Below are 12,461 nucleotides of genomic sequence, written 5' to 3'. Positions count from 1 at the left end.
TAAAGGCAGGCAGCTAGAAAGCCACCGGCCCCGCCGCCCCGCTCCGGGCGGCGGGGCCGGTGGTCTTTTCGTGTCATTTCGACCTCTGTCGCGACGCGCCTGCGGATCCCGCGCCGCTACACGGAGACGCCGGCGAAACGCGCCCGCGCCGGTCGCCTGCGTCGGCGGCGTCAGCCCAGTGCGTGGGCGAGCCTCTCTGCGGCCTCGGCGATGGTGTCTGGGCTCTTGGAGAATCCGAAGCGCAGGAGATTCCGGTAGCGGGGATCCTCGGGGTCGTCGACGAACGCGGAGACCGGCACCGCGACGACGCCTGCCTTCTCGGGGAGGAGCCGCGCGGCTTGGGTGGCGTCGCCGAGGCCCCACGGGGAGATGTCTGCGGTGAGGAAGTAGCCGGCCTCCGCGCGGTAGACCCGCGCGCCCGATTCTTTAAGCGCCGCTGCGAGCGCGGCCTCGTTCCCGGCGAGCTCCCCGCGGAGCCCCTCGACCCAGGCGTCCTCGTTGTTCAGCGCGTGGGCGACGGCGGGCTGGACGGGGGTGGTGCCGACGAAGGTGAGGAACTGCTTGACGGTGCGCACCGCCTCGATGAGGTCTGACGGTCCGAGCGCCCAGCCGGTCTTCCACCCGGTGGCGTTGAACGTCTTGCCCGCCGAGGACACCACCAGGGTGCGCTCCCGCATGTCGGGCAGCGCCGCGATCGATTGATGTCCGGGCCCGGCAAACGCGAGGCGCTCGTAGACCTCGTCGGCGACGACGATGGCGTCGCGGTCTTTGGCTACGTCGGCGATCGCGGCGAGCTCCTCCTCGCGCAGGATCTTGCCCGTGGGGTTGTGCGGCGTGTTGAGGACTATGAGGTCGACGTCCCCGACGCGCTCCAGGGCGTCGGTGTCGAGGCGGAAGCCGCCGCTGTCGGGCACGAGGGAGACGGTCTCGTGCCTGCCGCCCGCGAGCGCGACGGCCGCGCGGTACGAGTCGTAGAACGGCTCGATGAGAAGCGCGGTGCGCCCCGGCTCGAGGAGCCCGAGCACGGCCGCGGCGATCGCCTCGGTAGCGCCGACGGTGACGAGGCACTCGCTTACCGGGTCGTAGGCCTGCCCGGTGCGGCGCTCCCGCTCGGCGCAGATCGCCTCGCGGAGCGCGGGCGTGCCGGGAAGCGGGGCGTACTGGTTGTCGCCGTCGAGGGCCTCCGCGGCGGCGCGCTCCCGCATGGATCGCGGGCCCTGGCCCTCGGGGAAGCCCTGGCCGAGGTTGATCGCGCCGGTCTCCGCGGCAAGGCGGCTTAAGGTGGCAAAGATCGTTTCCCCGAAGGGGCGCATCCTTCTTACCCGCCGGTCGGCGGGGCGGGCGTTCTCGCTGCTGCTCATCGGCCCCACGCTAGCCCGACCCGCCCCGCGCGCGGGCCGGGCTGAATCAGGCGCGCGCCGCCGCGGGCCGGGTGGTCTCGCGGTAGTCGTCGGGGTTGAAGGTGCCGAAGAGCGCGCGGTAGCGGTTCATCTGGTCGGGCCAGATGGTGGTGAGCTTCCCGCTGCGCTCGTCCAGGTACCAGGCGTCGCAGCCCTCGGTGTTCCAGACGGTGCCGCGGGCGCGCTCGTCGACGTGGTCGACGAACTCGTCCTGGCGCTCCCGCCTCACCTCGAGGGAGGAGATCCCGTTGGCCGCCGCGTGCTCGACGGCCTCGGCGACGTAGCGCGCCTGCGTCTCGACCATGAAAATAATCGAGCCCGCGCCGAGCCCGACGTGCGGGCCGTTGAGGAGGAAGAGGTTGGGGTAGCCGGCGACGGCCATCCCGCCGAAGGCCTCGCTGCCGGAGGTCCACTGGTCGGCGAGCAGCCCCGCGGGCCCGTGGACGAGCTGCGCGATGGGCAGCTCCGCGGCCTCGAAGCCGGAGCAGAACACCACGCAGTCGGCCTCCCGCTCGACGCCGTCGGCGTCGACGACGCCGGTCGCGGTGAGGGCCTTGACCCCGCGGTCGACGAGCTCGACGTCGTCGCGCTGGAGGGCGGGGTACCACGTGTTCGACACGAGGGTGCGCTTGCAGCCGGCGGTGAACGTCGGGGTGACCTTCTCGAGCAGCTCCGGGTCGGAGATCTGCGCCTCGCGGTGGGCGCGCGCGGTCTCCTCGAGCTCGCCTAGGAACTCCGGCACCATCATGCGCTGGAGGAAGCGCTGCTCGTTCGACCAGAAGAGGAACTCGCGGAACTCGGCCATCGCCTCCGGGGAGCGGGCGAAGGTCTGCTTCTGCTCCTCGGAGTAGACGGTGTCGCGCCGCGGCACGACGTACGGCGCGCTTCGCTGGTAGACGGTCACCGAGCCGGCGTCGTCGGCGATGGCGGGCACGACCTGGATCGCCGAGGCTCCCGTGCCGACGACGGCGACCCGCTTGCCTGCGAGGTCGTAGCCGTGGTCCCACGTCGCGGAGTGGAAGGAGCGGCCCTTAAAGTCCTCGATGCCGGGGAGGTCGGGCAGCTTCGGGTCGGAGAGGTGCCCGGTGGCGAAGACGACGAAGCGGGCGCGGTAGCGCGCCCTCGTGGTGGTCACGTCCCAGTGGGCGGCCTCCTCGTCGAAGCGCGCGTCGGTGACGGCCTCGTCGAAGGAGGCGTGGGGCGAAAGCCCCTCGTCTTTGGCGACCTCGTCGAGGTAGTCGAGGATTTCCGGTTGGGTGGCGTAGGTCTTCGTCCAGTTCGGGTTGGGGTGGAAGGAGAAGGAGTAGAGGTGGGACTGGATATCGCACTCGGCGCCGGGGTAGGTGTTGTGGTACCACGTGCCGCCGAAGCCGCCGCCGCGCTCGACGATGCGGAAGTCCTCGACGCCGCGGCGCTTGAGCTCCGCGCCGAGCGCGATCCCGGAGAAGCCCGCGCCGACGATGAGCACGCCGGTCTCGATTACGGGGGCGCCGCCCGCGCCCTCGGTGTGGGGAGTGTCGACTGCCTGTGTCATGGCTGGTGTCGCGCGTCCTTTCGTTGTCTTCGGGCCCCGTTCCCGCCGGTGCGGCGGGGCGCCCGTGTCGTGGGGAGTCGGGTGTGGTGTCTTAGGGAACGAGGGTGTCGACCGAGGCGGCGCCCGCGGGGCGCCGGGCGAGGAAGTCGGCGAACGCGCCGTAGACCTGCCCGAGCCGCTCGACGATGAGGTCGTGGCCGGCGTCGAAGGTCGCGAGCTCCGCCTCGGGCAGCGCGCCGACGAGCCGGCGGGTCGCCGGCGGCGGGGCGATCGTGTCGATCCCGCCCGCCACGACGAGGCAGCGCGCCGTGACCTCCCGGGCGAGCTCGGTGTGGTCGACGTCGCGCAGCGCCGCGACGCGCTCCCGCTCGTGGGGCGTGGGGGCCTTCGGTGTGAGGTCCGCGGCGGTCTGCAGCTGGGACTGGAAGACCCGGAACGTCGCGGACAGCCCCGCGTGGAGCCGGGCGCGCGCCGCGAGCAGCGGGTCGGTATCAAAGAGGTCGAGCCAGAGGTCGATGCCCTCGCGCTGGTAGTCGTCGGTCGCGAGCCACCCGCCGACGAGCGCGAGCTCGGTGACCTTCCCGTTGCCCGAGGCGGCGGCGAGCGCGGCGTGCGCGCCGTAGTGGTAGCCGAACAGCGCCACCGGACCCGGCGCCGCGTCGATCGCCTCCCTGACCGCCGCGGCGTCCGCCGCGAGGCCGCCGGCGGGCTCTGAGGCGAGGTCGGCGAGCCGCACGTCGAGGTCGCGGGCGAGCAGCGGCTTGAGCCCCGCGAATTGCTCCCGGGCGGGGGCCTGCGCCCCGGGGACGAGGATGACGGTGGGTGAGCTCATGTGCGCTGCTCGATCCTCCTTGGCGCGCCGCGGCCGGTGGCGGCCGCGCGCCGACGACGATAGTTAGTGAGACGCAACATAGACTAGCCCGAATTGTGTCTCGCGTCATCGTTTTCGGGAGGGGCCCTCCCGCGCCCCGGGACGCGGGGAGGCTAGTTCTTCGGCGCGGGCGGCGCGGGCGCGGCGGGCACGATGAGCGGCCCGCCGGTCGCGGGGTCCTCGACGACGAGCGCGTCGAGGCCGAACGCCTCGCGAAGCAGCCGGGGGCTGAGCACGGTCCGCGGGGGACCCTGGGAGATGATCGCGCCGTCCCTCATGACGACGAGCCGGTCGGAGTAGCGCGCCGCGAGGTTCAAGTCGTGGAGCACCATGACCACCGTGCGGTCGAGGCTGGCGCGAAGCGTAGCGACGAGGTCGAGGACCTCGATGGCGTGGGAGAGATCGAGATACGTCGTCGGCTCGTCGAGGAAGAGCACCTCGGTGTCCTGGGCGAGCACCATCGCGAGCCACACGCGCTGACGCTGCCCGCCCGAGAGCGAGTCGACGGTACGCTCGGCGAGGCCTGCCGCGCCGGTGAGCTCGAGGGCGCGGAGCACCTCGCGCTCGTCGGCGGCGGACCACTGGCTGATCCACGACTGGTGCGGGTGGCGCCCGCGCGCCACGAGGTCCGCGACGATGAGCCCCTCGGGCGCGAGCGGGGACTGGGGCAGCACCCCGATCCGCGTGGCGAGCTCCCGGCGGCGCAGGCCCGCGGTGTCCTCCCCGTCGAGGAGCACGCTGCCGGCCCTAAGCGGCAGGAGCCTGGAGGCGGCGCGCAGGAGCGTGGACTTCCCGCAGCCGTTGGGCCCGATGATCGTCGTGATCGAGCCGGAGGGGAAGTCGACGTCGAGGCCGTCGATGATGGTCCGGTCGCCGTAGCCGACGGCAAGGCCGCGGGCGGAGATGGCGAGGCTCACTGGTGGCTCCTTAGGTTGGTGCGGGCGAGCAGGTAGACGAGGAACGCGCCGCCGAGCGCCGAGGTAGCGACCCCGACGGGCAGCTCGACCGGCAGCGCGGAGCGCACCACCGTGTCGGCGGCGAGCAGAAGCAGCGCGCCGGTGAGCGCGCTCGCGGCGAGCGGGGGAGCCGCGCTGCGGCAGAGGCGGAGCGCGACCTGCGGGGCGACGAACGCGACAAACCCGATCGGCCCCGCCGCGGCGACCGCCACCGCCGCGAGCGCCACGGAGCCGGCGAGGAACGCCGCCTGGGTGGCGTCCACCCGCTGGCCGAGCGCGGTCGCGGCGTCCCTCCCGAGTAGCGCGGCGGCGACCTGGTGGGCCGCCCAGCCGAGTACCGGGGCGGCGGCGAGCACGACGATGCCGACGGGCAGCACGGACTGCCAGTTCGCCGCGTTGAGGGAGCCGGCGAGCCACTGCTGTGCGCTGGTGGCGTCGTGGATGTTCGCGCGCACCATGACGAAGTTGATGTAGGCCTGAAGCAGGGCGGTGACGACGATGCCGACTAACACGAGGCGGAACGGGTCGAGGCCCCGGCGCCACGCGAGCAGCCACACCACGGCCCCGGTGGCGAGCCCGCCGACGAGAGCGACGAACGGGATTCCGGCCCCGGCGAGCCACGCGGCCGCCGCCCCGAGCGTCCCGCCGCCGCCGGCGAGCGCGATGGCGGTGACCGCCAGCGCCGAGGCACCCGAGGTGATGCCGAGGATGTCGGGGCTGGCCAGGGCGTTGCGGGTCACCGACTGCATGAGCGCCCCGGAGAGCCCTAGCGCGCAGCCGACCGCCACCGCGGCGAGGGTGCGGGGCAGGCGCCAGTCGAGGACGACGAGGCGTTCCTGCTTCGAGCCGCCGCCGAGGAAGAGCACGTCGGCGACCTTTAAGGGGCTGAGCGCGTAGTCGCCGATGCCGAGGGAGACCACGGCGAGGGCGACGACCGCGGCCGCCAGTATCAGCGTCGCGGCGAGGTGGCGGGGCCGCCACGGCGCGTTCATCGGCCCGAGGCGCAGCCCGGGCCGGCCGGGCACGGCCCGGGAGATCCCGGCCTTCATCGTGTGCGGGCGAGTGGGGGCGGACATCTAGACGGTTCCTACCTTTCCCCGGTAGAGCAGGTAGAGGAAGAACGGGGCGCCGACGAAGGCCAGCACGATGCCGACCTGCAGCTCCCCGGGGCGGGCCACGAGCCGGGCGGCGACGTCGGCGATGAGCAGGAGTGCCGCGCCCCACGCCGCGGAGTACGGCAGGATCCACCGGTAGTCGGGGCCGCACAGGCCGCGGGCGAGGTGCGGCACGAGCAGCCCGACGAAGCCGATCGGCCCGGCCGCGGCGGTCGCCGCGCCGGCGAGCAGCGCGATGATGAGCATGCCCGCGACGCGGTGCCGGCCGGTGTTGACTCCCAGGGCGGCCGCGGCGTCCTCCCCGAGGTTGAGGACGTTGAGCGTCGGCCCGGTCGCCAGCGCGGCGACGAGCCCGAGCGCGACGAGCGGGGCGATCGCCCACACGACGTCGAGGTCGCGGCCCGCGACGGAGCCGACCGTCCAGAACCGCATCCGGTCGAGGTTCTGCGAGTCGGTGAGCACGAGCCCCGCGGTCACGGAGGAGAGCACGGCGCTCAGCGCCGCCCCGCCGAGCACGAGCGTGAGCGGGTTGACGACGCCGCGCCCGATCGACGCGAGAGCGAAGACCGCGGCGGTCGCCGCGATCGCCCCGCCGAAGGCCACCACGGCGCTGGGCAGCGGGGTGGCGATCCCGAGGAACGCGAATCCCGCGACGACGGCGAGCGCCGCGCCCGAGGAGATCCCGATGATCCCCGGGTCGGCCAGCGGGTTTCTGGTGTGGCCCTGGATGAGCGCGCCCGCGGCGCCGAGCGCCGCACCGACGACGACGGCGAGCAGGGTGCGCGGCAGACGCAGCTCGGCGATGACCTGCTCGTCGGGGCCGAAGGCGTCGGGGTCGGCGAGGATGGAGCGCAGCCGCGGGATCGCCTCGAGGGCGGTAGACAGCGGCACGTCGCGCGCGCCGAGCACGAGGCTCGCGACCAGGCCCGCGGCGAGCAGCGCGGCGACCCCCGCCAGGCCGAAAAGTCGCCGGCGGCGCAGCCGGGTGCTGGGCGCGGGCGCCGTGGGCGCGGCGGTCGTGGGCATATCGGCCTCTCGTTGGGAATGCGGGCGCGGCGCGCCGGGCCGGGGCGATCGGGCGGGGCGCTGGTCGGCGAAGAGCATAAGGCGAGCCCAACCCCGAGGGCAACTAAAGAACGATAAGCGAGCCTTGCCGCTCATTGTAGAAATAGTATAGTAAAGCCTAGCCGGCTATTATCAGTTCTCGATCGAAAGGTGGAGCTGGCCGCGGCCGGCCAGAAGAGAAGAGAGGTCGACGATGACGATGACGACGGATGGTTCCCCGAGCGGGCTGTGGGGCCTTGGCGCCCGCGCGCGCCGGTGGGCGGCGGCGGGTGCCGCCGTGGCGCTGGTCGGCTGCGGGGCGGCGGCGTGCTCCTCGGAGGGGGAGGACGCCAACGCCGGCGGCGGCGAGGTCACCACCATCGAGCACGCGCTGGGCACCGCGACGATCGAGGGCAAGCCCGAGCGGGTCGTCACCCTCGGGCAGGGCTCCGCGGAGACCGCCATCGCGCTCGGGGTTACCCCGGTGGCGATGGAGGAGTACGAGTGGGGCGCCGACGAGAGCGGCTACCTGCCCTGGGTGAAGGAGGCCGTCGAGGAGCAAGGGGAGGAGCTCCCCGAGCTCGTTAAGGGCATGGAGGAGCTTAGCGCCGAGGAGATCCTCGGCTACGAGCCCGACCTCATCCTCGCGCCGTTCTCCGGGATCACGCAGGAGCAGTACGACCAGCTCTCCGAGATCGCCCCGACCGTCGCCTACCCCAAGGACCCCTGGACGATCACGTGGGACGAGCAGATCGAGACCGTCGCGACGGCGCTCGGCGAAAAGGACCGGGTCGACGAGCTCATCGACGACATCGAGGGCGAGTTCGCCGCCGCGGAGAAGCCCGAGTACTCGGATACGACGTTCAGCTTCATCTACAACCTGGGCGGCGCCGGGGAATACGGCATCTTCATGCCCACCGAGCAGCGCGTCGAGTTCGTCTCGAAGCTGGGCTTAAAGGTCGACGACGTCGTCGAGGAGTTCCGCGGCGAGACCGTCACCGGCACCGACTCCGCGCCGATCAGCGCGGAGAACCTCGACCAGCTCAACAGCTCGGACATCATCTTCACCTTCTACCTCTCCCCGGAGGTCCGCGAGGAGCTCCACGCGGACCCGACGTATTCGCGCATCGAGGCGATCGACAAGGGCGCCGAGGTCGCGCCGGAGGACCAGTCGGTGGTGACGGCCTCCTCGCTTATCAACCCGCTCACCGTGCCGTGGGTGCTCGACACCTACACCGCGCTCATCGACGAGGCCATCGCCAACGCCCAGGCCTAGGGCGACGGACCCGTCCTCCTCGCCGGCCCCGCCTAGGGGCGGGGCCGGCCGAGGATCCAGTAGGGCGTCCAGCGCACGTCGTCCGGCGAGACGCCCCAGCCGCCGACGAGCTCGTCGCGGCAGGCCTTGGCGAGAGAGCGCTCCCCGCAGGCCCACGCGTAGCCCGCCCCGGTGGCGGGGTGGCCGGCGGCGCGCAGGGAGCGCAGCTCCGCGGCGGCGGCCGCGGCCTGCCGCTCGAACGGGGCGCGGGCGACCCGGAGGCTTCCTACTTCCGGGCGCCACGCGTCGACCGCCCCGGGCTCGAGGTCCCCGTCGCCCTCGACGACGAGGAGCACGTGCATCGAGGAGAGCGCCTCGGGGCGCACGAGCGAGACGAACTCGAGGATCGCCCACACCGAGGGCGCCGAGGACGCGTCGGCGATGAGGATCTGGCGCTCGGCGTAGCCGCGCCACAGCCCGTGGGCGGGGTAGTAGCCCACGAGGTCGCCCGGCCGGGCGCGAAGCGTGAAGCGCAGCCCCGGGCCCGAGTGGTCGCCGCCGTCGCTATCGAGGTCGCCGGGGCTGACGCCGTGGGTCGCGACGTCGAAGCACAGCTCGCCGGCCCCCGGGTCGAGGCGGCGCACGGTGTACCAGCGAAGCCCCGGGCGCTCCTCGGGCGGGAGGTAGTCGGCGTGGGCGCGGATATTCCCGCCGCGAAACGACCGAAGCTCCCGGTAGCGCCTACCGGGCGGGGGCATGAACAGCCCGAAGTACTCGTCCGGGCCGGTGAGGACGAGGTCCCGGAACTCTGCGGCGCGCAGCGTGAGGCGCCGCAGCCCCGGGGAGAGCTCGACCGCGTCGACGACGGTCGCCGTAAAGATATCGGCGCCCTCTCGGACGGGCTGCTCGGCGATGCGCTCCTCGGCGAACGCGGAGCGGGGCGTGGCGTCCATCCCACCTCCTTAAAGATCGGTGAAGCTAACCTATCATTCCTTCCCGCCGGCCTCGCGGGCGCCGGCGCGCGGGCAGGCCGGCCGCTACACTCGGGGCCCATGAAAAAGATCGGGCTCACCGGAGGCATCGGCAGCGGGAAGACGACCGTCGCCCGCGAGCTGGAGACCGACGGCCGCGTCATCGTCGACGCCGACCAGATCGCCCGCGAGATCGTCGAGCCCGGCCAGCCCGCCTTAGAGGAGCTCGCCCGCGCGTTCGGCGAGGACATCCTCGACGAGGACGGCGCGCTCAACCGCGCGGAGCTCGCGCGGCGCGCGTTCGCTGACGACGCGCACACCGAGCTCCTCGACTCGATCACCCACCCGCGCATCCGCGAGGAGGTCGAGTCCCGGTTTCGGGAGCTCGAGCGGGCGGGCGCCGAGGCCGTCATCTTCGACATGCCGCTCCTCGTCGAGAACGGCTTCGACAAGGAGATGGACTTAGTCGTCGTCGTCGACGCCGACGTCGAGACCCGCGTCGCCCGCCTCGTCGAGCACCGCGGCATGGACGAGGACGACGCCCGCGCTCGGATCCGCCAGCAGAGCGGTGACGAGGAGCGCCGCGCCGCCGCCGACATCGTCGTCGACAACAACGGCGACCGCGAGCACCTCGAATCCGAGATCGCCGCCGCCCGAGCCCGCATCGAGGCGCTCTAGGTAGTCTCGGGAAGGCATAACCAGGACGCGCCGCAGCCGCCGACGAGAAGCAAGGAGGAATCGCGTGGCCGAGGACAAGATTGGCCCCTTCGACAACGAGGTCGCCCAGGAGCTCATCGAGGACCTGAAGGAGGGGACCTTCGATTCGGCCTACGTGCTGCCTCCCGCCGGGGTGCGCAGCATCGAGGCGGATATCGGACAGAGCATCATCGCCGCCGCGAAGATCGCCGCCGCGCCCGACGACGACCTCCCCGAGGGTCTCAGCCCGGAGCAGGTCGCCCCGCTGCGCGACCCGCAGCTCAAGGAGCAGCTCCGCGAGGCCCTCGACGCGGTGCTCGCCGACGGGGCGGTCTCCGAGCTCTACACCCACTGGGCGCGGCGCGGCCAGGTCCACGAGTGGAAGGCGCTCTCCTGGTCGGACCTCGCGCCGGGCTCCTAGACCTTAAAGGGAACACGTCCGAGGCAGAAACCAGCATCAAGGCCCCGCCGTTGACGGCGGGGTCTTTCCCGTGCCCGCGCCCCGGGCGCCGATCCTCGAGGCCCCGGGCCCGGTCGCGTTACCTCCCCGGGCCGCGCGGCCCGCGTGCCCTTAGGCCGCCGGGGCGGGCTCGGCCTCCTGCTGGGGAGCATCGGGGCTCGAGCCGCGGCGGCGCCGCGCGACGAGGTGCCCGGCGGCGAGGAGCAGTATGATGGCCGTGCCCGCGGCCCACGCCCACCCCGAGGGCGCGAGGAGCAACAGCCCGCCGGCGGCGAGCGCGACCCGCGAGGCGGCATCCAGGCGCGCCTCGACGAGGACGAACCAGCCCGACAGCGCGCTGCCGAGTGCTAGCACCCCGAGGAGCGCCGCGGCGAGGCTGGCGGCGATCGCGCCGATGGAGTCCTGCGCCACGAGCGCGGGGTTGAGGGCGAAGCCGAAGGGGATGAGGTACTTCACGGCGCCGAGTTTCATCGCCTCGAGACTCGTGGCCATGGGTTTCGCGCCCGCTATCGACGCAGCGGCGATCGCCGCGAGTCCCACCGGCGGGGTGATATACGAGACCCCGGCCCAGTAGATGACGAAGAGGTGCGCGGCGATCGTGTCGATCCCTAAGGCGGTCAGCGCCGGCACCATGACGATGGCGAGGAAGACGTACGCCGCGGAGATCGTCAGTCCCATGCCGAGGACGAAGCAGGCGGCCGCGCCGGTGATGAGGATCAAGATGGTGTTCTCCCCGACGGCGGCGATGAGGTCCCGGCTGATCGAGAGCGCCACCCCGGTCGCGGAGAGCCCGCCGAGGATGAGGCCGACGCCGGCGATGATCCCGAAGAGCGTCGCGATCGTCGTGCCCACCGAGACGATAGCCTCGCCCCACTGCCTCGGCCCGAACCGGATGTTCGGGTTGAGGATCGCGATGACGATGAGGAGGAGCACCACCCAGTAGGGCACCTGCGCCTCCGAGCCGGTGGTGAGCAGCAGCACCGTGAGCAGCCCGAGGCTTATCAGGTAGGGCCAGCCGCGCAGCAGGCTGGGGAGCACCTTGGGCAGGGTGGCGGGGTCCTCGCCGGCGAGGCCGCGGCGCGCGGCGTAGCCGTCGACCTGCACGAAGATCCCGAGGAAGTAGAAGATAGCCGGGATCGTCGCGGCGATGAGCACCTCGGTATAGGGCACGCCGGCGAAGGAGACCATGAGGAACGCGGCGGTGCCCATGATCGGCGGGGTGATCGACCCGCCGGACGAGGCGGTCGCCTCCACGCCGGCGGCCATCCTCGGGGAGAAGCCCGAGCGCACCATCGCGGGGATCGTCATCGGCCCGGTGGTGAGCACGTTCGTCACGGGCGCGCCGCTCATCATCCCCAGCGTCGCAGAGCTCGCGATGGGGACCTTCGCGGTGCCGCCGCGGAAGCGGCCGAACAGCGCGGAGGCCAGCCGGTGGAAGAACTCCGCGCCGCCGGTGAACTGGAGGATCGTCGCGAAGCAGAGGAAGCCCACGAGCAGCGTCGACGCGGTGGACATGGGAAGCCCGAGGATCGACTCGCCGCCCATCGCGTGCACCTTCGCCAGGGTGACGAGGTCGTAGCTCACGCCCTGGAGGAACGGCACCGGGATGACGCCCGCGACCAGCGGGTAGAGCGACACCACCGCCGCGAGTATCGCGACGATGAGCCCCGCGGTGCGGCGCAGCACCTCGAGCACCAGGCCCCACAAAACGAAGCCCAGCGCCGCGGAGACCGGCGGGCCCATGAACTCCCAGCCGTAGAGCTCGATGTCCTCGCCGTGCCACGCGAAGTACGCGGTCGCCGCGACCGACGCCGCCATGCCTACGACGTCGTACCAGGCAATCGGCCTGGGCCCCTCGCCCTTCCGCGCCGGGACGGCGATGAACACGACGGGCAAAAACAGCCCGAGCATGAGGTACATGTACGAGTTGTCGAGCAGCGTGAGGCCCGCGAACTCGAGGAAGAAGACCTGGTTGATCGACAGGGCGATGCCCGCCACGGTGAGGACCCCGACGGCGACGCGCCACCAGCCGGTCACCCGGCCGGGCGGCGCGGCGGCGGGGGCGGCGGGTTGGGTGGTCTCGTCGTCCACGGGCCGCGGCGGTGCGGGGTTCTGGCTGGTCACGGGCCTCTCCAAGCGGGTGTCGTCGGGTCGGGTGG

At 72.5% G+C, this 12,461-nt stretch carries 11 protein-coding genes; 3 read left to right on the top strand and 8 right to left on the bottom strand.

Going from position 1 to position 12,461, the window contains the following annotated elements:
• Positions 1 to 170 precede the first annotated feature (170 nt).
• The 6 genes from HMPREF9719_RS04020 to HMPREF9719_RS03995 all read right to left on the bottom strand — a co-directional run bounded on the left by HMPREF9719_RS04020 (position 171) and on the right by HMPREF9719_RS03995 (position 6,902).
• Positions 171 to 1,313 carry an aminotransferase class I/II-fold pyridoxal phosphate-dependent enzyme gene (locus tag HMPREF9719_RS04020; RefSeq protein ID WP_004600693.1) on the bottom strand — a complete coding sequence of 381 codons (1,143 nt, stop codon included), beginning with the start codon at positions 1,311 to 1,313 and terminating at the stop codon, positions 171 to 173.
• A 94-nt stretch (positions 1,314 to 1,407) separates the two neighbouring features.
• Complete coding sequence (locus HMPREF9719_RS04015) at positions 1,408 to 2,934, bottom strand: flavin-containing monooxygenase (protein ID WP_004600692.1); 1,527 nt, start codon at positions 2,932 to 2,934, stop codon at positions 1,408 to 1,410.
• A gap of 91 nt (positions 2,935 to 3,025) precedes the next feature.
• On the bottom strand, positions 3,026 to 3,766 hold the full coding sequence (locus HMPREF9719_RS04010; protein WP_004600691.1) for an alpha/beta fold hydrolase: 741 nt from the start codon (positions 3,764 to 3,766) through the stop codon (positions 3,026 to 3,028).
• 152 nt (positions 3,767 to 3,918) lie between these two features.
• Positions 3,919 to 4,722 carry an ABC transporter ATP-binding protein gene (locus HMPREF9719_RS04005; protein ID WP_004600690.1) on the bottom strand — a complete coding sequence of 268 codons (804 nt, stop codon included), beginning with the start codon at positions 4,720 to 4,722 and terminating at the stop codon, positions 3,919 to 3,921.
• Positions 4,719 to 5,837: a FecCD family ABC transporter permease gene (locus tag HMPREF9719_RS04000; RefSeq protein ID WP_004600689.1), complete on the bottom strand. Its 1,119-nt coding sequence runs from the start codon at positions 5,835 to 5,837 to the stop codon at positions 4,719 to 4,721. The genes HMPREF9719_RS04005 and HMPREF9719_RS04000 overlap by 4 nt, the downstream gene beginning before the upstream one ends.
• Entirely contained in the window at positions 5,838 to 6,902 is a 1,065-nt protein-coding gene (locus HMPREF9719_RS03995; protein ID WP_004600688.1) for a FecCD family ABC transporter permease, read from the bottom strand. It abuts the gene before it with no gap.
• Between the two features lie 232 nt (positions 6,903 to 7,134).
• On the opposite strand from HMPREF9719_RS03995, the gene HMPREF9719_RS03990 reads away from it, so the two are divergent.
• Positions 7,135 to 8,196: an iron-siderophore ABC transporter substrate-binding protein gene (locus HMPREF9719_RS03990; protein ID WP_004600687.1), complete on the top strand. Its 1,062-nt coding sequence runs from the start codon at positions 7,135 to 7,137 to the stop codon at positions 8,194 to 8,196.
• A gap of 32 nt (positions 8,197 to 8,228) precedes the next feature.
• Here the strand turns inward: HMPREF9719_RS03990 and HMPREF9719_RS03985 are convergent, their stop codons facing one another.
• Complete coding sequence (locus HMPREF9719_RS03985) at positions 8,229 to 9,128, bottom strand: siderophore-interacting protein (RefSeq protein ID WP_004600686.1); 900 nt, start codon at positions 9,126 to 9,128, stop codon at positions 8,229 to 8,231.
• Between the two features lie 99 nt (positions 9,129 to 9,227).
• On the opposite strand from HMPREF9719_RS03985, the gene coaE reads away from it, so the two are divergent.
• Together coaE and HMPREF9719_RS03975 are read left to right on the top strand one after the other, a co-directional pair.
• Positions 9,228 to 9,824 carry a dephospho-CoA kinase gene (coaE, locus tag HMPREF9719_RS03980; protein WP_004600685.1) on the top strand — a complete coding sequence of 199 codons (597 nt, stop codon included), beginning with the start codon at positions 9,228 to 9,230 and terminating at the stop codon, positions 9,822 to 9,824.
• 64 nt (positions 9,825 to 9,888) lie between these two features.
• Complete coding sequence (locus tag HMPREF9719_RS03975) at positions 9,889 to 10,263, top strand: DUF4259 domain-containing protein (RefSeq protein ID WP_004600684.1); 375 nt, start codon at positions 9,889 to 9,891, stop codon at positions 10,261 to 10,263.
• Positions 10,264 to 10,413: 150 nt separating this feature from the next.
• Here the strand turns inward: HMPREF9719_RS03975 and HMPREF9719_RS03970 are convergent, their stop codons facing one another.
• A complete protein-coding gene (locus HMPREF9719_RS03970; protein ID WP_004600683.1) occupies positions 10,414 to 12,426 on the bottom strand; it encodes a TRAP transporter permease in 2,013 nt (670 codons plus the stop codon).
• Between the last annotated feature and the right edge of the window lie 35 nt (positions 12,427 to 12,461).

It is taken from the genome of Corynebacterium otitidis ATCC 51513 (genome assembly GCF_000296405.1).
In the GTDB taxonomy this organism is placed as follows: Bacteria; Actinomycetota; Actinomycetes; order Mycobacteriales; family Mycobacteriaceae; genus Corynebacterium; species Corynebacterium otitidis.
This window is presented reverse-complemented; position numbering and strand designations above follow the sequence as displayed.

Excerpts from the sequence above, each read along its gene's own strand:
- HMPREF9719_RS04000 (WP_004600689.1), bottom strand. The coding sequence starts at position 5,837 with ATGTCCGCCCCCACTCGCCCGCACACGATGAAGGCCGGGATCTCCCGG.
- coaE (WP_004600685.1), top strand. The coding sequence starts at position 9,228 with ATGAAAAAGATCGGGCTCACCGGAGGCATCGGCAGCGGGAAGACGACC.
- HMPREF9719_RS04020 (WP_004600693.1), bottom strand. The coding sequence starts at position 1,313 with ATGCGCCCCTTCGGGGAAACGATCTTTGCCACCTTAAGCCGCCTTGCC.
- HMPREF9719_RS03995 (WP_004600688.1), bottom strand. The coding sequence starts at position 6,902 with ATGCCCACGACCGCCGCGCCCACGGCGCCCGCGCCCAGCACCCGGCTG.
- HMPREF9719_RS03990 (WP_004600687.1), top strand. The coding sequence starts at position 7,135 with ATGACGATGACGACGGATGGTTCCCCGAGCGGGCTGTGGGGCCTTGGC.
- HMPREF9719_RS03985 (WP_004600686.1), bottom strand. The coding sequence starts at position 9,128 with ATGGACGCCACGCCCCGCTCCGCGTTCGCCGAGGAGCGCATCGCCGAG.
- HMPREF9719_RS04015 (WP_004600692.1), bottom strand. The coding sequence starts at position 2,934 with ATGACACAGGCAGTCGACACTCCCCACACCGAGGGCGCGGGCGGCGCC.
- HMPREF9719_RS04010 (WP_004600691.1), bottom strand. The coding sequence starts at position 3,766 with ATGAGCTCACCCACCGTCATCCTCGTCCCCGGGGCGCAGGCCCCCGCC.